The sequence below is a fragment of the Cyanobium sp. CH-040 genome (genome assembly GCF_024346135.1).
Lineage (GTDB): Bacteria > Cyanobacteriota > Cyanobacteriia > PCC-6307 > Cyanobiaceae > NIES-981.
Genome location: NZ_JAGQCJ010000015.1, coordinates 35,707 through 59,650 on the forward strand (window position 1 = coordinate 35,707; position 23,944 = coordinate 59,650).

Genomic DNA, 23,944 nt, shown 5'->3' on the forward strand with positions numbered 1-23,944 from the left:
ACGCCACCCCGAAACGATCCGGCGCCATGAGTGACCGCCGCCAGCGCCTCCATGAACTGGTACTCGCCCTGCTTCAGCGCCAGGGCGACCTCGAGCTGCTGCACAGTGACGGCGACGGCATCGCCCCCGGCGGCGCGGATCCCGCCGGCTGGCTGGAGCGCAACCGGCGCCTGGTGCAGCGCTATCAGGCGCTGGTGCGCACCGCCGTCACCCTCGATGCGCTGATCGACCAGGAGGTGGACAACCATCTCTGACAAGCTGGCCCCACTGTCCTCCTGACCATGGCGCGCCCCGGCATTCCCGCGCTCACGTCCCTGCTGAGCGGGGGGCGCGGCCGCAGGCCCTGGCGCCCCCCCGCGGCCAGCTGGAGCCGACCCTTCGGCCAGGGCTGGGAGCGGCCCTACACGGTGCGCTACGCCAGCAACCTCGACGACGGCCCCAACCACGGCATGCCCCTGGGGGGATTCGGGGCGGGCTGCATCGGCCGCGCCCCCGACGGCTCCTTCAACCTCTGGCACCTCGACGGCGGCGAGCATTGGTTCGGCGTCATTCCCGACTGCCAGTTCGCGCTGTTCGAGAGCGACGGCCGGCAGAGCCGCGCCCACGCCCTGGCGGTGAAGCCCGAGGCCGACGCCTCCCGGCCTGAGGCCGGCGAGCCCCTGAGCTCCTGGAGCTGGTATCCGGCCAGCACGCCGGAGCAGGCCACGGGCACCTACGCCGCCCGCTATCCCCTCAGCTGGACCCACTACGGCGGCGTGTTCGACGCCGAGGTGAGCTGCCAGGCCTTCAGTCCGGTGCTGCCGGGCGACTACCGGCGCAGCAGCTACCCGGTGGCGGTGTTCGTGTGGACCCTGCGCAACCCCGGCCGCCAGCCGCTGGATCTCTCGCTGCTGCTGAGCTGGCGCAACACCACCGGCTGGTTCACCAACACCGATCCGGCGGCGGCCGTGCACTTCCGCGACGACGGCAGCCCCGAGCACAACTACGTGCCGGCGGTCGGCCGCAGCGCCGGCCAGCGCAACCGCTGGGTGGACATCGACAACCTGTGCGGCGTTCTGCTGGACGGCGAGCGCAGCGCGCCGATCGGCGAGGGCCAGGGCCAGTGGTGCATCGCCACCGACCCCGGCCTGGAGCAGCGCCACCCGGGCCTCACCATCCAGCGCTGCAGCCGCTGGAACCCGGCTAGCGATGGCGCCGAGCTCTGGGAGCCGTTCGCCCGCGACGGCTCGATTGCCGACAGCAACAACGACCGCGCCAGCGGCGAGCACGACCCGGCCAGCGCCGCCCTGGCCGTGCGCTGCCGCCTGGAACCCGGCGAGAGCATCGAGATCCCGCTGGTGATCAGCTGGGACCTGCCGGTGACGGCCTTCGCCACCGGCACGCGCAGCCTGCGCCGCTACACCGACTTCTTTGGCGCTGAGGGCACCAGCGCCGCCGCCATCGCCGCCGAGGCCCTGCGCGACTGGCGCGACTGGCACACGGCGATCGAAGCCTGGCAGCAGCCGGTGCTGGAGCGGGACGACCTGCCCGAGCCCCTGCGCATGGCCCTGTTCAACGAGCTCTACGACCTGGCCTCCGGCGGCAGTCTCTGGACCGCCGCCAGCCCGGAGGATCCGGTGGGCCGCTTCGGGGTGCTGGAGTGCCTGGACTACGCCTGGTACGAGAGCCTCGACGTGCGGCTCTACGGCTCCTTCGCCCTGCTGCAGCTCTGGCCGGAGCTCGACAAATCCGTGCTGCGCAGCTTCGCCCGCGCCATCCCGGCGGCCGACCCCACGCCGCGGCCGATCGGCTGGTACTTCACCCAGGGCAAGGGCCGGGTGGAGGCGCCGCGCAAGGTGGCCGGCGCCACCCCCCACGACCTGGGCGCCCCCAACGAGCGTCCCTGGGACGCCAGCAACTACACCGCCTACCAGGACTGCAACCTCTGGAAGGACCTGGCCAGCGACTTCGTGCTGCAGGTGTGGCGCACCTTCCGGCTGGCCCCCGGCGGCGAGGACCTGCGCTTCCTGGCCGACTGCTGGCCGGCGGCGGTGCATGCCCTGCGCTACCTGAAAACCTTCGACGCCAACAACGACGGCCTGCCGGACAACGGCGGCGCGCCGGACCAGACCTTCGACGACTGGCCGCTCAAGGGCGTGAGCGCCTACTGCGGCGCTCTCTGGATCGCGGCCCTGGAGGCGGCCCTGGCCATGGGCCAGAGGCTGCAGCTGGAGCTGGGGCTGGACACCAGCGGCGAGCAGCGGCAGTTCAGCGGCTGGCTGGAGCAGAGCCGCGCCAACTTCGACCGGCTGCTCTGGAACGGCGAGTACTACGAGATCGACGCCGAGAGCGGCACGCCGGTGGTGATGGCCGACCAGCTCTGCGGCGATTTCTACGCCCGGCTGCTGGACCTGCCGCCGGTGGTGGCCGAGGAGCGGGCCCGCAGTGCCCTGGGGGCGATCCGCGAGGCCTGCTTCGAGCGCTTCAACGCAGGGAAACTGGGCGTGGCCAACGGCCTGCGCCGCGACGGCACCCCCCTCGATCCCAACGGCACCCACCCCCTGGAGGTGTGGACCGGCATCAACTTCGGCCTGGCCGCCTACTACCGGCTGATGGGCGAGACCGGCACCGCCTTCGCCATCACCGGCGCCGTGGTGGAGCAGGTGTACGCGGGCGGGCTGCAGTTCCGCACCCCCGAGGCGATCACGGCCGTGCACACCTTCCGCGCCTGCCACTACCTGCGCGCCATGGCGATCTGGGCCCTCTGGGCCACCCACACCGGCTGGCAACCGATCCCGGGGGCCGGGCGGCCGGCCCTGAGCCCGGCAGGCTGAGGCGCCATGGCCCGTCGCGCCGTCCTGCTCGGGGTCTCCCTCCGCGCCGCGCTCATCCTGATCTGCCTGCTGGGGGGCCTGAACCTGCTGACCCCCCAGCCCGCCGGTGCCCAGCTGCACGCCCACAGCGATGAGGTCGGGCAGCCGGTGCTGCGCAGCCTCGAGAGCCTGCGCGACCTCGACGACCGGAGCTGGCAACTGGTGGCCTACCGGGAGGGACCGCCCGGCGGCACCCTGAAGCTGCGCATCGTGGGCTATCCCGGCAGGGTGCGCCTGGAGCACCCCACCCCGCTGACGGTGCGGAGCGGCCGGCGCCGCTGGCAGCTCGCCGACCTCACCCTCAGCAATCCCCGGCTGGCCGCCGACGGGAGGGCCGCCGCGGCCGAATTCGACCTGGCCCCTCTGCTCGCCGATCTGGGCCAGAACCGCAGCCTGCGGCTGGCCCTGCCGGGCGTCTTCAGCGAGCTGCCCGTACCGCCGTTCGTGGTGGCCGAATGGCGCAGCCTGGCAAGCGATCAGCCATCGGCGCTCCCCTCCGCCCCGCCCGGCCTGGCGGGGTCCTGACCGTCGCGGTCCCGGTGCCAGTTGACCACCATGCCGGCCACCGGGATGGCCAGGAAGATGCCCAGCAGGCCGGCGATCCGCTCCCCCAGGAACAGGGCCAGAAACACCACCAGCGGCGGGATCGAGAGCACCCGGCCCATCACCCTGGGCTGCAGCACGTTGTCCTGCACCTGCTGCAGCAGCACCGACGCCAGCAGCACGCCCACGGCCATGCCGAACCCCTGGGTGGCCAGCACCACGGCGCTGATGATGATCACCCCCAGCGTCGCCCCGATCCCCGGGATCGCGTCCAGCACCCCCACCACGATGGCCAGGATGAGGGGGAACCTCACCCCCAGCAGGCCGAAGGCCAGCAGGCTGGTGCTGGTGAGGAAGATCACCAGGGTGATCTGCCCGCGCAGGAAGCCGAGCACATTGCGGCGCACGCTGCGGTGCACCTGAGCGCGCCGCTCCGGCGGCAGCAGCTGCAGCAGCGAGCGCCACAGCCGCCCGTCGTCCACGAGCATGTAGACCGTGAGCACCACCAGGAACACCAGGCCCAGCAGGTTCCCCACCGCACCGCCCAGCACGCCGATGCCGGTGTCGAAGTTGGAGCGCACGAGCTCGATGATCCGCTCCAGATCGAGCTGGTCCAGATAGGTGCTCAGCCGGGCACGGAAGGGCAGCCCCGGATCCGCCATCACCGCCTCCAGCTGGGCGAGCAGCTGACTGCCCTGGCTCACCAGCTGCAGGCCCAGCACCCAGGCCAGCCCCAGTCCGGCGGTGAGCGCGGCAGTGACGCTCACGGCGATGGCCAGGGGTCGCGGCAGGAGCCGGCCCAGCCAGCGCACCGGCACATTCAGCAGCACCGCCAGCACCGCGGCGGCGCTGAACAGCAGCAGCACCACCTGAAACGTGGCGAGCAGCTGCATGGCCGCCCAGCCGCTTGCCACCAGCAGCAGAAAGCGAAGCAGCTGGGGGTTGGAGGGCAGCTTCCAGTCCTCCCTGGACGGCATGGGGGTGGACAGCGTGGGGACCCCACACTGATCGAGACGGGTCGCGCCGCTGGGCCAGGCTGGTCACCATGACAGCCGACACCTCGTTCCCCGGCACGGACCCTGGCCCGGAGGCCGCCCGCTGGCGCCCCTGGATGCAGAGAGCCCTGCAGCTCGCGGCCCTGGCCACGGGGCACACCAGCCCCAACCCCCTGGTGGGGGCGGTGGTGCTCGACGCCGCCGGCACGCTGGTTGGCGAGGGCTTCCATGCCCGGGCCGGGGAGCCCCATGCGGAGGTGGTGGCTCTCCGCCAGGCCGGCGAGCGGGCCCGCGGCGGCACCCTGGTGGTGACGCTGGAGCCCTGCTGCCATCAGGGGCGCACGCCGCCCTGCAGCGAGGCGGTGATCGCCGCCGGGGTGCGGCGCGTGGTGATCGCCATGACCGACCCCAACCCGCGGGTCAACGGTGGCGGCGTCGCCGCCCTGCGCGCGGCCGGCGTGGAGGTGATCAGCGCGGTGTGCGAGGCCGAGGCCCGGCAGCTGAACGCCGCCTTCCTGCACCGCCAGGCCAGCGGGCGGCCTCTGGGCATCCTCAAGTGGGCGATGGGCGTCGATGGCCGCACCGCCCTCAGCAACGGCGCCAGCCAGTGGATCAGCGGCGGGGAGGCCCGCCGGTGGGTGCATGAGCTGCGCAGCCGCTGCGATGCGGTGATCGTGGGCGGCGGCACCGTGCGCGCCGACGATCCACTGCTCACCAGCCGCGGCCTGCGGCGGCCGGAGCCGCTGCGGGTGGTGCTCAGCCGCAGCCTGAAGCTGCCTGCCCAGGCCCGCCTCTGGGACCAGGACGAGGCCCGCACCCTTGTGGCCCACGGCGTGGGGGCACCGCCCCAGCGCCGCTTCCGGCTGGACGAGCGGGGGATCGAGCGGCGGCTGCTGGCGGCCTGCACACCGCGGGCGCTGCTGGAGGCCCTGGCCGAGCGCGGCTGCAACCAGGTGCTGTGGGAATGCGGCCCCGAGCTGGCCGCGGCGGCGCTGCGGGATGGCTGCGTGCAGCGGATCGCGGCGGTGATCGCCCCCAGAGTGATGGGTGGCACCCCCGCCCGCACACCGCTGGGTGAGCTGGGGTTCACTGGAATGGATCAGGTGCCGTCCTGGCTGGCTGAGGATCCGCGCCGTCTGGGAGCGGACCTGCTCTGGCGACTCCAGGCTCCCTGAGGGGGCCAACCAGCGGAGGTGGCATCTGCAAGTCCTCTGGAAAGGAGCCGATGCCGGATCCCACCACTCCCCTGCCGTTCGATCTGCAGCTGCCGCTCACGGGCCTGGCGCTCAGCCTGATCAGCCTGCTGGTGATCAATCTTGTGGCCCGCCGCCTGCGGCGCGGCGGCATGGTGCGCGGCCTGCTGCTGGCGGCACGGCTGAGCGTCACCGTCACGATCCTGCTCTGCACGCTCGGCTGGTGGCTGGGATCCCTGCTCTCCCCAGCGCTGATCGCCCTGGACCGCGACGGGCGCGAGATCCGCGATCTGCTGCTGGTGCTGGGGGTGGCCTGGACGCTGCTGCGCTGGAAGGGAGAGATCAGCGCCCACAGCAGCGGCTACGCCGCCCAGTTGCTGCCGGCGCTGGACGAGAAGGAGCGGATCTTCCTGCTCGATGTGCTCACCAAGCTCATCGGCATCACGGCCCTGGTGGTGCTGGCGCTGGAGGTGATGCGCCTGCTGGGCGTGTCGGCGGCGGTGCTGGTCACCGCCGGAGGCTTCGGTGCAGCCGCGGTGGGCTTCGGCGCCAGGGAGATCGTCTCCAACTCCCTGAGCGGGCTGATGCTGTACATCAACCGTCCCTTCGTGGTGGGGGACACGATCGAGATTCCCAACGAGAGCCTCACCGGCAGCGTGGAGAACATCGGCTGGTTCTACACCCAGCTGCGCTCCCTGGAGCGTCAACCGATCTTCGTGCCCAACACGATCTTCTCCGCCAATCCGGTGACCAACATCGCCGAGACCGACAAGCGGCGGATCTGGATCGAATTCGGCCTCAGCTACGACGACCGTCCTTGCATCGAACCGATCGTGGCCGACCTGGAGCGCGCACTGGCTCAGCATCCCGGCGTGGACCAGGACAAGACCAGGGCCGTGAACTTCACCGGCTACGGGGAGTCCAGCCTGGATCTGCGCCTGCTCTGCCATGCCACCAGCGGCGACGTGCTCGACGGCTGGGCTCTGCGGCAGGACCTGCTGCTGCGCATCGGCGAGGTGGTGGCGGCCCACGGCGCCGCCATGCCCTTTCCCACCCGCACGCTCATACAAGCTCCGGGTGGGCCGGGTCGCCCTTGAACGGTCCCTGTACCCGGGAGGTGATCCAGCCGCCGTAGAAGCCGCCGGGCTGGGGGATCACCCGCTCCCCGTCCACCCAGCAGCCGTCCATCAGGGCGGGGTAGACGGCAATCCAGCCCGCCAGGGGAGCGAAGGAGGCGCTGGGCTCGGGGTAGGTCCAGGCGGCGCGGCGCAGCCGCCGCTCGGCGGGACCGCCGGGATCCGTCACCACATCGAAGTAGCGCGCCACCCCCTTCCACTCGCAGAACGTGGCCCCGGGGCAGGGCTGCAGCAGCTCCTGGCGCACGGCGTCCGGCGGCAGGTAGTAGGTGGGGGGATGGAAGGTCTCCAGCACCCGCAGGGAGCGGCGGGTCTCCGCGAGCACCTGCCCCAGGGCCTCCACGCGCACCAGCTCGCCGCTGGCCGCCAGGGCCGGCGGCCGCGGGTAGTCAGACACCCGTTCGCTCATGGCATCGGCAGATCCAGCTGGGGCCGGTCTAGCGGTCCCAGCTGCCAGCCGGCCGGATCCCAGGGCTCCAGCAGCGGCAGCAGGCGCCGCAGTGCCCCGCCGTCGGCGGCCTGCAGCCAGGCGCCCTCGGCTCCGGCCGGGATCACCACCGGCATGCGCCCGTGAATCGGCGCGATCAGGTCGTTGGGCCGCGTGGTGAGCACACAGCAGCTCTCCAGCTGGTCGCCGTCAGGGCCCAGCCAGCGCTCCCACAACCCCCCCAGCCAGAACAGCCCCCCGTCGCGGCGGGCGATGCGGTGACCCTTCTCGAAGAAGGCGTCGGCGGGGATCAGGCAGCGCCGGTGGCGCCAGGCGCCCCGGAAGCTGGGCTTCTCAGCCACCGTCTCGCTGCGGGCGTTGATCGGCCGCGCGGCTCCGTGGGGATCGCGGACCCAGGCCGGCAGGAGCCCCCAGAGCGCCAGATCCACCCGCGGCCGCCCCTGCTCCTGGCGCTGGATCAGCAGCGGTTCCCCGGGCCGGATCAGCGGCCGGGGGGCGTAGTGCTCCACCAGCCCTTCGGGCAGCGGCCCGCGCAGGCGAGGCAGGAGGGCATCCAGGCTGCTGGTGAGCGCGTAGCGACCGCACATCGGCTCGATTCGCCTCCGCTCCGCAGAAGTCTGCCCCTCTCCGCCCTGTCCGGCGAGTTCGGGGCGCCCCGACCGAACGGCAGGATTCGGTTCTCCCCCCCCGGCAGCGGATCGGCCCCCAGCGAGCAGACCTAGCCTGAGCCGAGCTTGAGGCCGCGCGCCATGCCCATCCGCCAGGACGACAACCGCCCCAGCCGGCGCTTCGGCCTGATCAACCTGCTGCTGATCGGCTTCGGCGTGCTGCTGCTGTTCAGCAATTTCCTGCCCAATCCGGCCACCCAGGTGCCGCGCGTGCCCTACTCGCTGTTCATCGACCAGGTGAACGACGACACCGTGCGCCGCGCCTACATCACCTCCGATCAGATCCGCTACGAGCTCAAGGAGGCCCCGGCCGAGGGGGCGCCCACGGTGCTGGCCACCACGCCGATCTTCGACATGGATCTGCCCCAGCGGCTGGAGCAGCACGGGGTGGAATTCGCCGCGGCGCCGCCCCGGAAACCGAACTTCTTCACCACCCTGCTGAGCTGGGTGGTGCCGCCGCTGATCTTCATCCTGGTGCTGCAGTTCTTCGCCCGCCGCAGCGGCATGGGCGGCGGTGCCCAGGGGGCGCTGAGCTTCACCAAGAGCAAGGCCAGGGTGTACGTGCCCGATGAGGAATCGCGGGTCACCTTCGCCGATGTGGCCGGCGTCGATGAGGCCAAGGCGGAGCTCACCGAGATCGTCGACTTCCTCAAGAAGCCCGAGCGCTATGCCGCCATCGGCGCCCGCATTCCCAAGGGTGTGCTGCTGGTGGGCCCTCCCGGCACGGGCAAGACCCTGCTCTCCAAGGCGGTGGCCGGTGAGGCCGGCGTGCCCTTCTTCATCATCTCGGGCTCGGAATTCGTGGAGCTGTTCGTGGGCGCCGGTGCCGCCCGCGTTCGCGACCTCTTCGAAGAGGCCAAGAAGAAGGCGCCCTGCATCATCTTCATCGACGAACTCGACGCCATCGGCAAGAGCCGTTCGGGCTCGATGGGCGTGGTCGGCGGCAACGACGAGCGCGAGCAGACCCTCAACCAGCTGCTCACGGAGATGGACGGCTTCTCCGCCCAGGACAAACCGGTGATCGTGCTGGCGGCCACCAACCAGCCGGAGACCCTCGACGCCGCCCTGCTGCGCCCCGGCCGCTTCGACCGCCAGGTGCTGGTGGACCGTCCCGACCTCTCCGGCCGGCGCACCATCCTCGACATCTACGCGAAGAAGGTGAAGCTGGCCCCGGGTGTGGACCTCGACCGCATCGCCCAGGCCACGGCCGGCTTCGCCGGTGCCGACCTGGCCAACCTGGTGAACGAGGCCGCTCTGCTGGCCGCCCGCAACATGCGCACCTCGGTGGAGCAGGGCGACCTCAACGAGGCGATCGAGCGGGTGGTGGCGGGCCTCGAGAAGAAGAGCCGGGTGCTGCAGCCCGACGAGAAGAAGGTGGTGGCCTACCACGAGGTGGGGCACGCGATCGTGGGCCACCTGATGCCGGGTGGCAGCAAGGTGGCCAAGATCTCGATCGTGCCCCGGGGCATGAGCGCCCTGGGCTACACCCTGCAGCTCCCCACCGAGGAGCGCTTCCTCAACTCCAAGGAGGATCTCGAGGGCCAGATCGCCACCCTGCTGGGCGGCCGCAGCGCCGAGGAGGTGGTGTTCGGCGAGGTGACCACCGGCGCCGCCAACGACCTCCAGCGCGCCACCGACATCGCCGAGCAGATGGTGGGCACCTTCGGCATGAGCGAAACCCTCGGTCCCCTGGCCTACGACAAGCAGGGCGGCAGCCGCTTCCTCGGCGGCCCCACCAACCCACGGCGGGTGGTCAGCGATGCCACCGCCCAGGCCATCGACAAGGAGGTGCGGGGCCTGGTGGATCGTGCCCATGACCGGGCCCTGGCGATCCTGCGCCACAACCGCGATCTGCTGGAGCGCATCTCTCAGGAGATCCTCGACAAGGAAGTGATCGAAGGCGACGAGCTCAAGGATCTCCTGGCCAGCAGCACGATGCCGGAGGAGGCTGCGGTGGCCGCCTGAGGCGGTGCGCTCTTGACGCCGGGCCCCTCGATCCCGCATAAGGGGTGTTTGCAGTGGCCCCGATGCAGTCCGCCACAGCCATCACCTGTCTGGCCGAGCTGCGCGGCCGCGACCTGCTCTCCTCCGCCGACCTGACCGCGGAGGAGACCGGGGCCCTGCTGACCCTGGCAGGTGACCTCAAACGCGGCCATCGGCGGGTGGAGCTCGCCGGCAGGGTGCTCGGCCTGATCTTCAGCAAGGCCTCCACCCGCACCCGCGTGAGTTTTTCGGTGGCCATGGCCCGGCTGGGGGGTCAGGTGATCGACCTCAACCCCTCGGTGAGCCAGGTGGGACGGGGCGAGCCGATCGCCGACACGGCCCGGGTGCTCAGCCGCTACGTGGATGCCCTGGCGGTGCGCACCTTCGCGCAGGCGGAGGTGGAGGAGTACGCCCACTGGGCCTCGATCCCGGTGATCAACGCCCTCACCGACCTGGAGCATCCCTGCCAGGCTCTGGCCGACTACCTCACCCTGCAGGAGGCCTTCGGGGCGCTGCCAGGTCTCACCCTCAGCTACGTGGGCGACGGCAACAACGTGGCCCACTCGCTGATGCTCTGCGGCGCCCTGCTGGGGGTGAACGTGCGGGTGGGCTGCCCGCCGGATTTCGCCCCCGACGCCGCCGTCCTCGAGCGCGCCCGGCAGCTCGCCTGCGAGCGCGGCTCGGTGGTGGAGGTGATCCACGACCCGGTGGCGGCGGTGCGCGGCGCCCATGCCCTCTACACCGACGTGTGGGCCTCGATGGGCCAGGAGGAGGAGAAGGACGCCAGACAGCGGGCCTTCGCCGGCTGGTGCCTGAACGAGGAGCTGCTGGCCGAGGCGGACCCCCGGGCGATCGTGCTCCACTGCCTGCCGGCCTACCGGGGGCTGGAGATCAGCGCCGGCGTGATGGAGGGAAGCGCCAGCCGCGTGTTCGACCAGGCCGAGAACCGCCTGCATGCCCAGCAGGCCCTGCTGGTGGCCCTGCTGGGCGGACTCTGATCCCGAAGGACTGGACAAAGCGCTCACCGGCGGGTACATCTGTATCAGTTCCGCCGCATCCCCGCAGGTCGTGGTGCTGTCTCCGTCCCGATCCCTGGGCGCCCGGCTGGGCGTCGATCCCCGCCGTGGCGAGCGCCAGGAGCTCACCCCCGCCCAGCAGGAGCTCTACGACTGGCTGGCGGGGTACATCCGCGAGCACCGGCACAGCCCCTCCATCCGGCAGATGATGCAGGCCATGGGCCTGCGCTCGCCGGCGCCGATCCAGAGCCGCCTGCGGTTCCTGCAGCAGAAGGGCTGGCTCACCTGGGAGGAAGGCCAGGCGCGCACCCTGCGCCTGCTGGGCCAGGAGACGAGCGGCGTGCCGGTGCTGGGGGCGGTGGCGGCCGGCGGCCTGGTGGAAACCTTCGACGACGTGCGCGAGCACCTCGACCTGCAGGCCGCGGTCGGGGGGCGCGACCTGTTCGCCCTCACCGTCAACGGTGACTCGATGGTGGACGCCCACATCGCCGACGGCGACGTGGTGCTGATGGAGCCGGTGCACGACCCCTCCCGCCTCAGGCCCGGCACGATCGTGAGCGCCCTGGTGCCCGGCAGCGGCACCACCCTGAAGCACTTCCACCGCCAGGGCTCCACCGTGCGTCTGGAGGCGGCCAACGCCAGCTACGAGCCCATCGAGCTCCCTGCTGACCAGGTGACGGTGCAGGGCCGCCTGGTGGCGGTGTGGCGGCAGGTCTGAGGAGCCGGTCCGGCCACGGTGTAAGCTCACGGAGCGGTTCACGAGGGAGCGCCGGGGTCCACCCCGCACCCACGCCCGCACTCAACAAGGGGCCATAGCTCAGCTGGTAGAGCACCTGCATGGCATGCAGGGGGTCAGCGGTTCGAGTCCGCTTGGCTCCACTTGAATTTGAGAACCTGCGTCAGCCTTCTGGGCGCAGACAGACTCCAGACAACATCAGTTTTTAGCACGTTCAGAGCTCAGGCACGAACGTGGCGATGCCGTTCTCATTCACCGTCAACACGCCGGGAGCGTAGGAAAACCGCCCGCCGCTGATCCCTTCCAGGACATTGAATCCGGCGACATTCAGATAGGTCTCAGCCGTGCTGACGCGATTGGCCGTCACGCTGTAGACACCCTCCGACAGCACCAGCGAGTCCTTGCCCCTGCCGCCTCTCACCACCCCGCCGGAACTGCTGGGCGGAAACTCGGCCGAAGGGATGGCGGCAAAGCCGACCAGGCGGTCATTGCCACCGCCCAGGCGGATCGAGTCCCATTCCGAGTCCCAGAGATCGATCCCACCAGCGCCCACATCGGCCGTGTCGTCTCCGGCGCCCATGTCAACGCCGGCATCGCTCAAGCGCAAGCCCCCACGAGCCACCAGCCGGTCATCACCGTCACCCATCAAAGCGCTTGCAAGGCTGGCGAAAATGCGGCCAGCGCCCACATCAATCAGGTCATCGCCGGGCCCAGCATCAAGGAATCCACCCAGAAGAGACAGTCCGGCGCCTGTGATCACATCGTTGCCCGCGCCGGTGTTCACCCAACTGTCCTCACCAACAACCAGGGATCCGTGGGTCACCTCGACCCGGTCATGCCCGCGCCCCAGATCCAGGCTGCCGTTGAAGTTGTCGACGGCACGCAAACCGATGGACTCTCGGCCCGTGACGAGGTCATCCCCAGCCCCCATGGACGTCTCCCCATACAGACGGATGCGGGTGCGGCTGCGGATCGTGTCATCACCTTGCCGCAGACGGATAACCCCCCTGCGGCCGTTCCAGACACCTGGCTTGTCGGCACTTCCCTGCACGATGTCATCACCGCGGGAACCAAGCAGCAGATCCTGGTTGATGCCATCCAACGTGAATACCTTGCCCATGATTAACACGCCTCCTCGGACGATACGTCTTCAGAAAATCATCGATTCAACCAGGCCAATCAGATCGACAGATCACCAAGATCATGAATTCTGACTTGTCGATCCACTCCGTAGCTCTGCGTTTCCCTATCTCTGCATTCAATCTGACTGGGCGCCAGAGCCAGATGGTTCCACCGTCAAGGATCGTAACGGTCCCACGCCAACCCGGCTGTCCGACAAGACCAACCTATTCGCCTGACAGTAGCGAAGAGGAGATCCCGCCAACGGGCGGGCTGATTCACGCGCCCGTAGCTGGCCACAAAATAGGTGGATGCTCGCCCACTCAGCCAGGGTGACTCTACAACCCAGGCGAGAACGACGCGATGCCGTTCTCATTCACGGTCAGGATGCCCGGGGCATAGGAAAACCGCCCGCCGTTGATCCCTTCCAGGAGGTTGAATCCAGCCACTGGCAAGAATGTCTCGTTAGTGCTGATCCGATCTGCGCTGATCTCATATACCCCTTCCGGCAGCACGAACGCATCCCTGCCTTTGCCTCCCCGAACAACACCTGCCGGGCTAGTCCAAAGGCTATCCAACTGCCAGGGCTCGGGAACTTGTGGGAAGCCGATGATTCGATCATCACCAGAGCCAAGATTCAAGGCAGTTTCGATACCGGTCTTACCGCCAAACGTATCAATTCCTCCTTGAGAGAAATCAACAAGATCATTGCCAGTGCCGAAAGACACAGTTGTCCCCTCACTTGTAGCCTCCAAGCCGCCGCGGGCAATGAGGGTGTCATCACCATCGCCAAGCTCAAGTCGAGCGTAGAAGGGAGCGATGATCTTGCCGTCGCCCACATCAATACGATCATCTCCAGCTCCAGTGCGAAGAAAACCAGGGCCCATCAACAGATCCTGGGCAAGAATCTCATCGTTGCCACCCCCATCCCAAGATGAGCATCCTCTCCGACAACGAGAGGACCCCCTGAAACCTCAATCCGATCGGCACCCCTGCCTGTTCGGACAAAGCCTGTGTACAGCCCCTCCTTCCAGTCGTACAAAAGAGAAACTGATCTAACGCCCGTGATCACATCCCGTCCGCTCTCCAGGCTTATCGTTCCATAAATAAGAATGTCTTTTTCGCTGCGGATGATGTCATCTCCCTGCAGCAGCCTAATCTCGCCTCTCTTACCATTCCTGATCGAAGGCCTGTCGGGACTTCCCTGCACGATGTCATCACCGCGGGACCCTTTCAGCAGATCCTGGTTGATGCCATCCAACGTGAATACCTTGCCCATGATCGAAACCCTCCCACTTGCATCGGGTTGAGCGCTCTGGTTACGCGGCTCTTTCTCGTAATCTTCTCCTCCCTGCTCTTCTGGAGCAGGCCAGCCAGGGAGTGCGAATCCCTACGGAGTCATGAACTGCGGAGCGAAGCCCTGCAGCCCGGGTCAGCTCATCTCATCTCTGACCTCACTCTGTTCGAACCACAGAGCAAGGTCCGAGACACTTGAGACTTCTTGACCAGTGGCGACAGTTGGTGACCAGTGGAGGCCGTTGGCGTGCCTGCCAGGATCACCACCTTTAAGGCCTCCGCCAGTGCCAGCCGGCCGCGAGCAGCCCCACGGCCAGCAGCGGCAGCTCCCCGCAGCGGGCGTAGGGCGTGAGGGTGGTCTCGATGGGCACCGTCAACAGATCCAGGCCCGGCTGTGAGGCGGGCAGGCGCCGCCTCACCTCCCCCTGGGGTGAGATCAGGCCGCTGGGGCCGGTGTTGGCCACGCTCACCAGCCAGCGGTCCGATTCGATCGCGCGCAGTTGGGCCAGGGCCTCGAACTGGCGCTGGAGGGTGAGCGGGTAGGGATCGAGGTTGGCGCTGGCCAGCAGCCAGAGCGCGCCGTCGCGGCTGGCGGCCGCCAGGGCATGGCCGTCGGCGATCTCGTAGCAGATCGCCACGCCGATCGGCGCCGTGGGCCTCGGCAGCAGCCGCGAGGGCGGGCCGGGCTCCACGCCGCCCACGGCCGAGAGACCGCTCCACTGCAGCAGTCCCCGCAGCGGCACCCACTCCCCCAGCAGCACCACCCGGTGCTTGTCGAGGGCCGCGGCGGGTTGACGGGTGCCGGCGGCAAAGCGCAGCAGAGAGCTGCGCTGCTCAGGTGCATCGCCACCCCCGGCGGCGCTGCGGAACCCGCCGGTGAGCAGTTCCGCGGCAGCCGGCTGCTGCAGCACCGGATCGAGCCCCAGGGCCCCCTCGGGCAGCACCACCAGATCAGCCCCCCGGCGCCCGGCCTCCGCCATCGCCCCATCGAGCTGGCGCTGCAGGCGCCGCCGCGAAGCCCACTGAAACTTTTCCCGGGTGGGGATCGAGGGCTGCAGCACCAGCACCCGCTCCTGGCTCTGCAAGCCATCCACCGCCCCAGCGGCAGCGGCACCACCGCCCTCCCCGCCCAGCAGCGTGGCCCCGGCGGCATGCAGGAGCAGCAGCGGCAGCACCACCGCCGCCAGCAGTCCCGGCAGGCCGAGCCGCCGCCGCTCCTGATACCCCCGCCACAGCCCCCAGCCGATCAGCAGCTGCAGGGCCGCCACCAGCCCCGCCCCACCCAGCGAAGCAAATCCCGCCAGGGCCCGGTCGCCGGGCAGAGCCGAGCCCCCCAGGCCGATCCAGAACAGGGGGCCACGGGCCAGCAGCACCTCCGCCAGGCCCCAGCCCAGGGCCAGCACCAGCGCACTGCTCGCGCGCGCCGGCCGCAACCGGACGGCACACCAGCCCCAAACGCCCACCAGTGCGCCGCCGAGGGCCGAGATCAGCAGGAGCAGCAGCCAGCAGAGCGGCAGGCTCAGGGGCAGGGGCACGCCGATCCAGTCCAGGGGATGCAGCCCCAGCAGCCAGCGGTGGCTCACCAGCACCGCCACCGCGCCCCAGCAGGCTGCCGCCGGCACAGCCGCCGGACCGGCGGCCAGGGCCCAGAGCAGGGCCAGGGCCAGCCAGAGCAGCGGCACCGCCCCGGCCGGTGGCAGAGCCCCGCCGGCCAACGCACCGCCCAGTGCGGCCAGGAGCACGGTCCGAAGCAGACCCGGCAGCAGCTGCGCACGCTGGTTCATGGCCAGCAACGGTAGGAAGCGCCATGGTTGGCATGGTTCAGCACACTCCCCTCCATGGACCCGAACAACCCCCTGCAACAACTGCTGCTCCGGGGCCTGGGCACCACCTCGCTGGTGGCTGACCGCCTGCGCTACGTGAGTCAGGAGTGGGTGCGCAGCGGCAAGCTCGATCCCAGCCACGCCCCTGCCCTGGTGGAGGATGTGCTCAGGGCCATTCGGGGCGAGACCCCCGGCCTCGAGGAGCAGGCCGAGCGGCAGCTGGAGCGCAACCGCGACCAGTTGCTGCAGGATCTGGGCATCCCCCTGCAGCGCGAGCTTGACGAGCTGCGCGGCCGCATCGACCGGATCGAGCAGACGCTGCGCCAGCGCGGTCAGGGCGACCGCGACGGCTGAACGGACGGCTGGGTCACGGCTGTGCTGGGGCTCTGCGCTGCCGGGTGAGTCACAATCGGCCCATCTCCGTGACGGTCATGCGCGACATTCTCATCAGCTCCACGGTGTGCGTGGCCTGCCTGCTGCTGGCGCTGTTCAGCCAGCTGGTGAGCCCTACGCCGGTGGTGGCCGCAACCGGCACGGACACGGCCATGGTGCGCGGCAGCGCCCCGGTCCCGGTTGCCGAACGCGGCGCTTTCGAACTCGATCCCGACGACCCCAACCCCACCCTCTTCACCATGGCTCCTGGCGGCGACTCCCTTCCCGAGAGCGACTCCATGACCGAGAACAACCCTCCCTCCGACCAGCAACTCGCCCAGGCCAGCGCCCTGGGGGGCGAGCTGGTGGCCCCGAAGGAACGGGTCACCGAGAGCGGCCTGCGCATCACCGACCTGACGCCCGGTGACGGCCCCGAGGCCAAGGCGGGCCAGACGGTGGTGGTCAACTACCGGGGCACCCTGGAGAACGGCCGCGAGTTCGACAGCAGCTACGGCCGTGGCCCCTTCAGCTTCCCCCTCGGCGCCGGCCGGGTGATCCGGGGCTGGGACGAAGGCGTGGCGGGCATGCAGGTGGGCGGCAAGCGCAAGCTGGTCATCCCCCCCGATCTGGCCTATGGCGAACGGGGTGCCGGCGGTGTGATCCCCCCCAATGCCACCCTGATCTTCGAGGTGGAACTGCTGGAGATCCGGGGCTGACCACGGCCCAACCCACCCCGGCGGCGCCAAGGAAATCTGAAACGATCGTTAGGATGCCGCCGCCAGGCACACCGGCCGGCAACAACAAGCACCCGATCCTGTTCCATGGCTCACACGCTCCCCGCCCTGCCCTACGAACTCGACGCGCTGGAGCCCCACATCTCCCGTCAGACCCTGGAGTTCCACCACGGCAAGCACCACAACGCCTACGTGACCAACCTCAACAACCTGGTCGCGGGCACCGAGCTGGAGGGCAAGAGCCTGGAAGACACGATCACCAGCGTGGCCGGTGATGCCGGCAAGGCCGGTGTGTTCAACAACGCCGCCCAGGTGTGGAACCACAGCTTCTACTGGCAGTGCATGAAGCCCGGTGGCGGCGGCCAGCCCGGCGGCGCCCTGGCCGAGAAGATCAATGCCGATTTCGGCAGCTTCGAGGCCTTCGTGGAGCAGTTCAAGACCGCAGGCGCCACCCAGTTCGGCAGCGGCTGGGCCTGGCTGGTGCTTGACGGCGACACCCTCAAGGTGACCAAGACCGGCAACGCCGACCTGCCCCTGGCCCACGGCCAGAAGGCCCTGCTCACCATGGATGTGTGGGAGCACGCCTACTACCTCGACTATCAGAACCGCCGCCCCGACTACATCACCACCTTCCTCGAGAAGCTGGTGAACTGGGATTTCGTGGCCGCCAACCTGGCCGCTGCCTGATCGGATTGGCCCCCCTGGCCAGCTTCGGCCCCCGGCAGCAACCGGGGGCTTTTTCATCAGCCTGGCACCGCTGAACTGAGCACCGCCTCCGGCGCAATCCACATGGCGTCGCCGTAGGAGAAGAAGCGGTACTGGCGCTCGATCGCCTCGGCGTAGAGCGCCAGCAGACGCTCGCGGCCGATCAGGGCGCTCACCAGCAGCAGCAGGGAGCTCTTGGGCAGATGGAAGTTGGTGAGCAGGCCCTGCACCACCGCAAAGCGGTAGCCGGGCTGGATCACCAGGTTCACCGGACCGGTATGGGGCGCCAGCATGCCCCCGTTCAGCTGGGCCACGGCCTCCAGGCTGCGCACCGAGGTGGTGCCGATGGCGATCACCCGTCCGCCGCGGGCGCGGCAGGCCGCGACGGCCGCCACGAGCTGGGGGGAGACCTCCACCCATTCACTGTGCAGTTCGAGCTGGCGCAGGTCTTCGGTTTCCACCGGCCGGAAGGTGCCCAGGCCCACATGCAGGGTGGTGGTGGCCAGCTCCACCCCGCGCGCGCGGATCGCCGCCAGCAGCTCATCACTGAGATGCAGGCCGGCGGTGGGGGCCGCCACGGCTCCGGGCCGGGCGGCATAGCGGGTCTGGTAGCGGTCGTTGTCGGAGGCGTCGTGCTCGTGGATGTAGGGCGGCAGGGGAATGGCGCCGTAGCGCACCAGCAGCGGCTCGAGGGCCGCCGCATCCGTGCAGTCCGGCGGGAACTGCACGATGCGGCCCCCGGTGTCGGCATCGCTGCCCAGCACCTGCACCGCCAGGGGCGGCTGCCCCTCCGCCACCACCTCCAGCCAGTCACCCGCCCTGAGCTTCCTGGCCGGCCTGGCCAGGCACAGCCATTGACCTGGGGCTTCGGGCCAGGGCTCGAGCACAAGCAGCTCCACGGCGGCGCCGCCGGGCCGGCGCGCCTGCAGCCGCGCCCGCAGCACCCGGGTGTCGTTCACCACCAGCAGATCGCCGGGACGCAGCTCCTCCTGCAGGTCCCACACGCTGCGATGGCGCGCGAAGGGTGGCTCGCCTTCCCCGGCGGGATCCACGACCAGCAGCCGCGCCCCATGCCGGGGTTCCACCGGCCGCTGGGCGATGCGGTCCTGCGGCAGCTGGAAGTCGTAGCTGGAGAGCCGCAGGTCGGACGGATCAGAGCGCAAGGCTCTCTGGGTTGGTCTCGATCAGCTGGGCCAGATCCTTGAGGAAGGCGGCGGCATGGGTTCCGTAGACGGTGCGGTGGTCGCAGGTGAGGTTCACCTGCATCTGGCTGGCCACGCGGATCGAGCCGTCCATGCCGGCCACCACCGTGGGCCGGGAGGCCGCCACCGCGAGGATCGCGCCGGTGCCGGGAGGCAGGATCGCGTCGAAGCGATCCACCCCGAACATGCCCAGGTTGGAGAGGGTGAAGGTGCCGGTGCTGTACTCCTCGGGCTGGAGCTGCTTGGTGCGGGCCCGGGCCACCAGATCGGCCCAGTTGCGCGCCAGCTGATAGATGTCGGTGCGGTCGGCGTCGGCCAGCACCGGCGTGATCAGGCCGCCGTCCTCCATGGCCACGGCCACGGCCACGTTCACGGCGGCAGGGAAGGTCATGGTGCTGCCGTCGGCGCTGGTGGCGGCATTCACCTGGGGATGGCGGGCCAGGGTCACGGCCACGGCCTTGGCCAGCAGGGCGGTCATCGTCACGCCCTTGCTCTTCACCTGCTTGTAGAAGGCGTCGAGCCTGGTGGTGGTGATCGTGTAGCCCACCCGGAAACAGGGCACCGCCAGGCTGGCCAGCATGTTGCGGTTGACGGCGTTCTGGAGGGTGTTGAACGCCACGGCCTCACCCGGGCGGCCGAAGGCCTGGCCGGCCGGCCCGGGGGCCGGAGCCGCGGCACCGTTGCCACCCGCGCCCGCCGGAGCCGAAGCCAGCGCCGGGCCACTGCCCTCCGCCACACGGGGCACGCTGATGGGCTGGCCGCTGGCGGCGAGTACGTCCTCGGCCTGGATGCGGCCGTGGGGACCGCTGCCGCGCAGGGCACCGAGATCGACACCGAGCTGGGAGGCCAGTTTTTTGGCCCGTGGCGAGGCCACCACCCGGCCGCTGGCGGTGGAGGCGGGGGCCCGCACCGGAGCGGCATCGGCGGCCACGGGAGCGGGTGCTGCCGCCACAGGAACCGGGGCCGGTGCAGGCGCGGCGGCAGCCGGGACGGGCGCCGCTGGGGCCGCCGGGGGTGGCGTGGCTGGACTCGGGGCTGCGGCAGCTGCCGGAGCAGCCGGGGCCTTGGCCGCCGCCTCGGCGATCTCCGCCTCGGTCTCCACGATCAGACCGATGGTCTCGCCCACGGGCGCGGTGCCGCCGGCGGGCATCAGCACCGCCGCCAGGAAGCCCTCCTGGAAGGCCTCCACGTCCATGTCGGCCTTGTCGCTCTCCACCACCAGCACCGACTCGCCGCGCTCGACGCGGTCGCCGGGCTTCTTGAGCCATTCCACGATCTTGCCCTCCGTCATGGTGGAGGAGAGGGCGGGCATGAAGATTTCGTGGGTGGCCAACGGATGCGCCGCGGTGTCGGGGCGGATTTTACGAGCCCCGGTGCAGGAGCCTCAGAGCGCGCCTTCGATCGCCTGGATCACCCCGTCACGCACCAGCACGGCGGCCTGGAGTTTCTCCACCAGGTTGTCGCCCACCTGCACGTCGATGACGCTCTCCAGCTGCCCCTGCTCCACCACCTGCTCCAGCTCCAGCTCCCGCACCTGACGCTGCTGCTCGATGATCTGGCGCTTCTGCTCCTCCAGTTCGGCCCGCTTGGCCGACACCTGCTGCTGCACCGAGGCCACCTGCTCCTGCACGCGCGGATCGAGGGGATTGAGGCTCTGCCGCCGGATCTCGTCCACCACCTGCTGGCCCTCGCGCTCCAGCTGGGCGAGCTGGCTGTCGCTGTTGGCCAGGGCGTTGGTGAGCTCCCGCTCCGCATCCTCTTTCCAAAGGGGGGTGACCACGGCCCGCACGCTGATCGTGCGCTTGATCGTGATCGTGCCGTCGGCCATGGAATCGCTCCTGCAGCGCACAGGCTGTCAGCCGGTCCGTCAGCGGTCAACCACCGTTCCAGACACCACCCTGGCAGGGTGAGGGCAGCCGCCCCGTGACGTGGACGCCCTCACCCCCGCCGAGCTGCTGAGCGAGCTCCGTCCCCGGCTCGGGGATCCGGCGGGCCTGCTGCTGGTGCAGGACCTCGACGGGGTGTGCATGGATCTGGTGCGCGATCCGCTCTGCCGCCGGCTGGAGGGCAGCTACGTGCGGGATGCCCGTCGCCTGGACGGCAGTTTCAGCGTGCTCACCAATGGCGAGCACGAGGGCCGCCGCGGCGTGAACAGGCTGGTGGAGCGGGCCCTCGGCTGCGACCGGGAGCCCGGCCGCGAGGGGCTCTACCTGCCTGGCCTGGCCGCGGGTGGAGTGCAGCTGCAGAACCGCCACGGCGAGGTGGCGACACCAGGTGTGAGCGCCGCTGAGCTGGCCTTCCTGACCACCCTGCCCGCCCGCATGGCCGAGGAGCTGCGGGCCTGGCTGCCGCAGCTGCTGCCGCAGCTCAAGGCAGAGGCACTGGAACACCAGATCGCGCTGGCGGTGCTCGACAACCCCCTCTCCCCCACCGTCAATCTCAACGGCCTGTTCCGCCTCAGCGCCGCCAGCGCGCGGCCCCTGGCCCTGGCGCGGGAGCTGCAGCAGGGGCTGCTGGAGCTGATGCAGCGGCTGCTGGACGAAGCCGGGCGCAGCGGGCTGGCAGACCGGTTCTTCCTGCACATCGCCCCCAACGTGCTCGATGACGAGGGCGGCGAACAGCCGGTGTGGGCGTCGGCGGCGGGGATCGGCACCACCGACGTGCAGTTCATGCTGCGCGGCGCCATCAAGGAGGCGGGGCTGCTGGTGCTGCTCAACCGGCACATCGCCCGCCATCACGGCGTGCATCCCCTGGGCGAGGCCTTCAACGTGCGCACGGCACCACGCAGCCACCAGGAGCTGCTGGCCCTGGCTGAAGCACGCATTCCCCCCGAGCTGATGCCTCAGCTGGTGGGAATCGGCGACACGATCACCTCCACCCCCGGACCCACGCCCGGCAGCTGGCGGCGGGGAGGGAGCGACCGCGGCTTCCTCACCCTGCTCCAGGACCTGGGCCGCCGCTTCGACCGGCCCAACCGGGTGGTGCTGGTGGACAGCAGCGGCGGTGAGGTGTGCAGACCCTCCATGGCCGATGGCAGCCTGCGGGGGCTCACCGACCCAGGGGATCCGCTGCGCCTCGATGCCCTGTTCCCCGGGGGGCCGGCCCAGTACCGGGCGTTCTTCGCGGAACTGGCGGCCGCCGCATCGCCGCGGGCCCTGCAGCCCTAGCCGGCGGCGCTCAGCTGTAGAGGGCGTCGATGGCCGCGGCATCGCGCGCGGCGATGCGATCCCGGCGTTGCTTGAGCGTCTGCGTCAGCAGGCCGTTCTCGATGGTGAAGGGGTCCACCAGCGCCACACCGCCCAGGCGCTCATCCGGGCGGGACCCCGGCCGGGCCGCCAGCAGGCGGTTGCACTCCCGGGTGAGGGCGCGCAGCAACGCCGGCTCAGCCACGCCGTCCTCGGGCACTGGCACGCCGGCCTGACGGGCGAACGCCTCGAGCGGTTCGCTGCGCGGCACCAGCAGGGCGCCGAGCTGCTTGCGGTCCTGGCCCACGAGCATCACCTGCTCGATCAGTGCGCTGGCCACCAGGGCCTCCTCCAGGGGCCCGGGCTCGATGTTCTCGCCGCTGCTGAGCACGATCGTGTCCTTGGCCCGGCCGGTCAGCACCAGGGAGCCGTCGGGAAGCAGCCGGCCCAGGTCGCCGGTGTCGAACCAGCCCTCGCCGTCGAGCACCTTCGCGGTGGCCTCGGGCTTGCGCCAGTAGCCGCTCATCACCTGGGGACCACGGGCCAGCACCAGCCCGGTGGCACAGAGGGCCAGGGGCTGCCGCCGCTCCGGATCGACGATCCGGATGGAGGTGTCCGGCAGGGGCTGGCCGGCGCTGCCGCGGCGGTTGACCCAGGGCCTGCGGCAGGTGAGCACCGGGCTGGTCTCCGTGAGGCCGTAGCCCACCAGCAGCTCGATGCCGATGGCCTCGAAGAAGCTGTCCACATGCAGCGCCAGGGCGCCGCCGCCGCTCACCGCGGTGCGCAGCTCACCCCCCACCAGCTGGCCGCGCACCTTGGGCCAAAGCAGCGCCGAAGCCAGGCGGTGCAGGGGCCAGCGCAGGGCCGCCTTGAGGGTGGCCTGCAGGCGCTGGACGGCCGGTTCGGGAGTGAGGGTGAGATCGCGGGACCGGCGCCTGGCCAGGCCATAGGCGCAGCTGTTGGCCAGGGCCCCGCGGATCAGCCGCCGCCGGGCGGACGGCATGCCGGCGAGGGCATCCTCGAAGCCCGAGAGCAGGGCCTCCCACAACCGCGGCACGCTGATCAGGTACTGGGGCCGGACCCGCTGCAGATCGCTGCGCAGCTGCTTGAGGGTGGTGTAGGTCTGGCAGCAGCCGCAGGACAGCAGGAAGTACTCGGCGCTGCGCTCATAGGAATGCCAGATCGGCAGCACGCTCACCACCCGGTCGCCGGGGCGGGGGGCCACGGCCACGCCGAGGTTGCGCAGCTGGTGGAGCAGGTTGGCGTGGCTGAGGGGCACTCCCTTCGGACGCCCCGTGGTGCCGGAGGTGTACAGCAGGGTGGCCAGGCGGGTCGGATCCGCCGCCGGCATTGGGGCGGGCCGGCCCTCCGCCAGGGCGCTCTCCCCCCGCTCCAGCAGCTCACCCCAGGACAGACAGGGCACGGGCAGGGGCGTTCCGGAGGGCTCCCCCTCCAGCAGCACCACGAAGCGCAGGGGGTCCATCAGCGCTGGGGGCAGGGCAAGCCGCTCGAGCAGCGCAGCCGACTCCACCACCAGGCCGATGGCCCCGGAGTCCTCGAGGATGTAGCGCAGCTCATCCACCGGCGCCGCGCTGCCGCGCACCGCATCGGCGGCACCGGCGCGCATCAGGCCCTGGTCGCTGATCAGCCAGCGGGGACCGTTCTCGCCGAACTGGGCCACCACATCACCGGCCCGCACCCCCAGGGAGGCGAATGCCGCGCCCGCCTGCTCGATCCTGTGCTGCAGCTGCCGGTAGCTGAACCGCTCCGGGTGACGGGCATGGGGGGCGTCGAGCGCCGGGGCATCCCCGTGCTGCCGGGCCAGCGCGGGCCAGAGCTGCTCCAGTCCGCTGAGGTCGCTCCAGTCCTGACGGGATGCCAGGGCCTGCCGGTCACGGTGGCTGGCGGTCCAGTTGACCTCCGCGAGGGCCATGGAAG

At 70.4% G+C, this 23,944-nt stretch carries 23 protein-coding genes and 1 tRNA gene; 13 read left to right on the plus strand and 11 right to left on the minus strand.

From position 1 onward, the window contains the following. Positions 1-26 precede the first annotated feature (26 nt). The 3 genes from KBY90_RS12485 to KBY90_RS12495 are packed head-to-tail and all read left to right on the plus strand — an operon-like array spanning position 27 to position 3,377. Complete coding sequence (locus tag KBY90_RS12485) at positions 27-254, plus strand: hypothetical protein (protein WP_254968969.1); 228 nt, start codon at positions 27-29, stop codon at positions 252-254. 27 nt (positions 255-281) lie between these two features. Further along, complete coding sequence (locus KBY90_RS12490; protein WP_254968970.1) at positions 282-2,813, plus strand: GH116 family glycosyl hydrolase; 2,532 nt, start codon at positions 282-284, stop codon at positions 2,811-2,813. Between the two features lie 6 nt (positions 2,814-2,819). Further along, on the plus strand, positions 2,820-3,377 hold the full coding sequence (locus tag KBY90_RS12495; protein ID WP_254968971.1) for a DUF3122 domain-containing protein: 558 nt from the start codon (positions 2,820-2,822) through the stop codon (positions 3,375-3,377). Here the strand turns inward: KBY90_RS12495 and KBY90_RS12500 are convergent. Next, positions 3,329-4,372: an AI-2E family transporter gene (locus KBY90_RS12500; RefSeq protein WP_254968972.1), complete on the minus strand. Its 1,044-nt coding sequence runs from the start codon at positions 4,370-4,372 to the stop codon at positions 3,329-3,331. The genes KBY90_RS12495 and KBY90_RS12500 overlap by 49 nt on opposite strands. Positions 4,373-4,506: 134 nt before the next feature. On the opposite strand from KBY90_RS12500, the gene ribD reads away from it, so the two are divergent. Beyond that, complete coding sequence (gene ribD / locus KBY90_RS12505) at positions 4,507-5,565, plus strand: bifunctional diaminohydroxyphosphoribosylaminopyrimidine deaminase/5-amino-6-(5-phosphoribosylamino)uracil reductase RibD (protein ID WP_254969006.1); 1,059 nt, start codon at positions 4,507-4,509, stop codon at positions 5,563-5,565. Positions 5,566-5,615: 50 nt separating this feature from the next. Beyond that, a complete protein-coding gene (locus KBY90_RS12510) occupies positions 5,616-6,680 on the plus strand; it encodes a mechanosensitive ion channel family protein (RefSeq protein ID WP_254968973.1) in 1,065 nt (354 codons plus the stop codon). On the opposite strand, the gene KBY90_RS12515 is transcribed toward KBY90_RS12510, so the two are convergent. Together KBY90_RS12515 and KBY90_RS12520 are read right to left on the minus strand one after the other, a co-directional pair. After that, positions 6,646-7,128 carry a DUF427 domain-containing protein gene (locus tag KBY90_RS12515; protein ID WP_254968974.1) on the minus strand — a complete coding sequence of 161 codons (483 nt, stop codon included), beginning with the start codon at positions 7,126-7,128 and terminating at the stop codon, positions 6,646-6,648. The two genes, KBY90_RS12510 and KBY90_RS12515, sit on opposite strands and share 35 nt — an antisense overlap. After that, the gene (locus tag KBY90_RS12520; protein WP_254968975.1) at positions 7,125-7,754 is read right to left on the minus strand and encodes an SOS response-associated peptidase; all 630 of its coding nucleotides are present in this window, start codon (positions 7,752-7,754) and stop codon (positions 7,125-7,127) included. Before KBY90_RS12520 ends, KBY90_RS12515 begins: the two co-directional genes overlap by 4 nt. A gap of 162 nt (positions 7,755-7,916) precedes the next feature. Here KBY90_RS12520 and ftsH point away from each other — a divergent pair, with 162 nt between their 5' ends. From ftsH to KBY90_RS12540, 4 genes are all read left to right on the plus strand, one after another. After that, positions 7,917-9,800 carry an ATP-dependent zinc metalloprotease FtsH gene (ftsH, locus tag KBY90_RS12525; RefSeq protein ID WP_254968976.1) on the plus strand — a complete coding sequence of 628 codons (1,884 nt, stop codon included), beginning with the start codon at positions 7,917-7,919 and terminating at the stop codon, positions 9,798-9,800. 62 nt (positions 9,801-9,862) lie between these two features. Then, positions 9,863-10,816, plus strand: coding sequence for an ornithine carbamoyltransferase (argF, locus tag KBY90_RS12530; RefSeq protein WP_254968977.1), 954 nt, complete (start codon positions 9,863-9,865; stop codon positions 10,814-10,816). A 106-nt stretch (positions 10,817-10,922) separates the two neighbouring features. After that, complete coding sequence (gene lexA, locus KBY90_RS12535) at positions 10,923-11,552, plus strand: transcriptional repressor LexA (protein ID WP_254969007.1); 630 nt, start codon at positions 10,923-10,925, stop codon at positions 11,550-11,552. A gap of 88 nt (positions 11,553-11,640) precedes the next feature. Beyond that, positions 11,641-11,713: transfer RNA gene (locus KBY90_RS12540), tRNA-Ala, on the plus strand. 71 nt (positions 11,714-11,784) lie between these two features. Here the strand turns inward: KBY90_RS12540 and KBY90_RS12545 are convergent. The 4 genes from KBY90_RS12545 to KBY90_RS12560 form a co-directional block, all read right to left on the minus strand. Further along, positions 11,785-12,690 carry a hypothetical protein gene (locus KBY90_RS12545; protein ID WP_254968978.1) on the minus strand — a complete coding sequence of 302 codons (906 nt, stop codon included), beginning with the start codon at positions 12,688-12,690 and terminating at the stop codon, positions 11,785-11,787. A gap of 337 nt (positions 12,691-13,027) precedes the next feature. Next, positions 13,028-13,528, minus strand: coding sequence for a hypothetical protein (locus KBY90_RS12550; protein WP_254968979.1), 501 nt, complete (start codon positions 13,526-13,528; stop codon positions 13,028-13,030). Between the two features lie 47 nt (positions 13,529-13,575). Then, positions 13,576-13,968: a hypothetical protein gene (locus tag KBY90_RS12555; RefSeq protein WP_254968980.1), complete on the minus strand. Its 393-nt coding sequence runs from the start codon at positions 13,966-13,968 to the stop codon at positions 13,576-13,578. 286 nt (positions 13,969-14,254) lie between these two features. Then, positions 14,255-15,769, minus strand: coding sequence for an apolipoprotein N-acyltransferase (locus KBY90_RS12560; protein ID WP_254968981.1), 1,515 nt, complete (start codon positions 15,767-15,769; stop codon positions 14,255-14,257). 54 nt (positions 15,770-15,823) lie between these two features. Here KBY90_RS12560 and KBY90_RS12565 point away from each other — a divergent pair, with 54 nt between their 5' ends. The 3 genes from KBY90_RS12565 to KBY90_RS12575 all read left to right on the plus strand — a co-directional run bounded on the left by KBY90_RS12565 (position 15,824) and on the right by KBY90_RS12575 (position 17,601). Continuing rightward, positions 15,824-16,162, plus strand: coding sequence for a phasin family protein (locus tag KBY90_RS12565; protein WP_254968982.1), 339 nt, complete (start codon positions 15,824-15,826; stop codon positions 16,160-16,162). 77 nt (positions 16,163-16,239) lie between these two features. Then, positions 16,240-16,896, plus strand: a complete 657-nt coding sequence (locus tag KBY90_RS12570; protein ID WP_254968983.1) for an FKBP-type peptidyl-prolyl cis-trans isomerase — start codon at positions 16,240-16,242, stop codon at positions 16,894-16,896. 105 nt (positions 16,897-17,001) lie between these two features. Further along, a complete protein-coding gene (locus tag KBY90_RS12575; RefSeq protein WP_254968984.1) occupies positions 17,002-17,601 on the plus strand; it encodes a superoxide dismutase in 600 nt (199 codons plus the stop codon). A gap of 56 nt (positions 17,602-17,657) precedes the next feature. On the opposite strand, the gene queA is transcribed toward KBY90_RS12575, so the two are convergent. From queA to KBY90_RS12590, 3 genes are read right to left on the minus strand one after another with little or no spacing between them, the layout of a single operon-like run. Beyond that, entirely contained in the window at positions 17,658-18,782 is a 1,125-nt protein-coding gene (gene queA, locus KBY90_RS12580; RefSeq protein WP_254968985.1) for a tRNA preQ1(34) S-adenosylmethionine ribosyltransferase-isomerase QueA, read from the minus strand. Beyond that, positions 18,772-20,154, minus strand: coding sequence for a dihydrolipoamide acetyltransferase family protein (locus KBY90_RS12585; protein WP_254968986.1), 1,383 nt, complete (start codon positions 20,152-20,154; stop codon positions 18,772-18,774). Before KBY90_RS12585 ends, queA begins: the two co-directional genes overlap by 11 nt. A 51-nt stretch (positions 20,155-20,205) precedes the next feature. Then, complete coding sequence (locus tag KBY90_RS12590; RefSeq protein ID WP_254968987.1) at positions 20,206-20,649, minus strand: YlqD family protein; 444 nt, start codon at positions 20,647-20,649, stop codon at positions 20,206-20,208. A 100-nt stretch (positions 20,650-20,749) separates the two neighbouring features. Between KBY90_RS12590 and stpA the strand changes: the two genes are divergently transcribed. After that, a complete protein-coding gene (gene stpA, locus KBY90_RS12595) occupies positions 20,750-21,988 on the plus strand; it encodes a glucosylglycerol 3-phosphatase (protein WP_254968988.1) in 1,239 nt (412 codons plus the stop codon). A 10-nt stretch (positions 21,989-21,998) separates the two neighbouring features. Here the strand turns inward: stpA and KBY90_RS12600 are convergent, their stop codons facing one another. Next, positions 21,999-23,939, minus strand: coding sequence for an AMP-binding protein (locus KBY90_RS12600; RefSeq protein ID WP_254968989.1), 1,941 nt, complete (start codon positions 23,937-23,939; stop codon positions 21,999-22,001). Positions 23,940-23,944 lie beyond the last annotated feature (5 nt).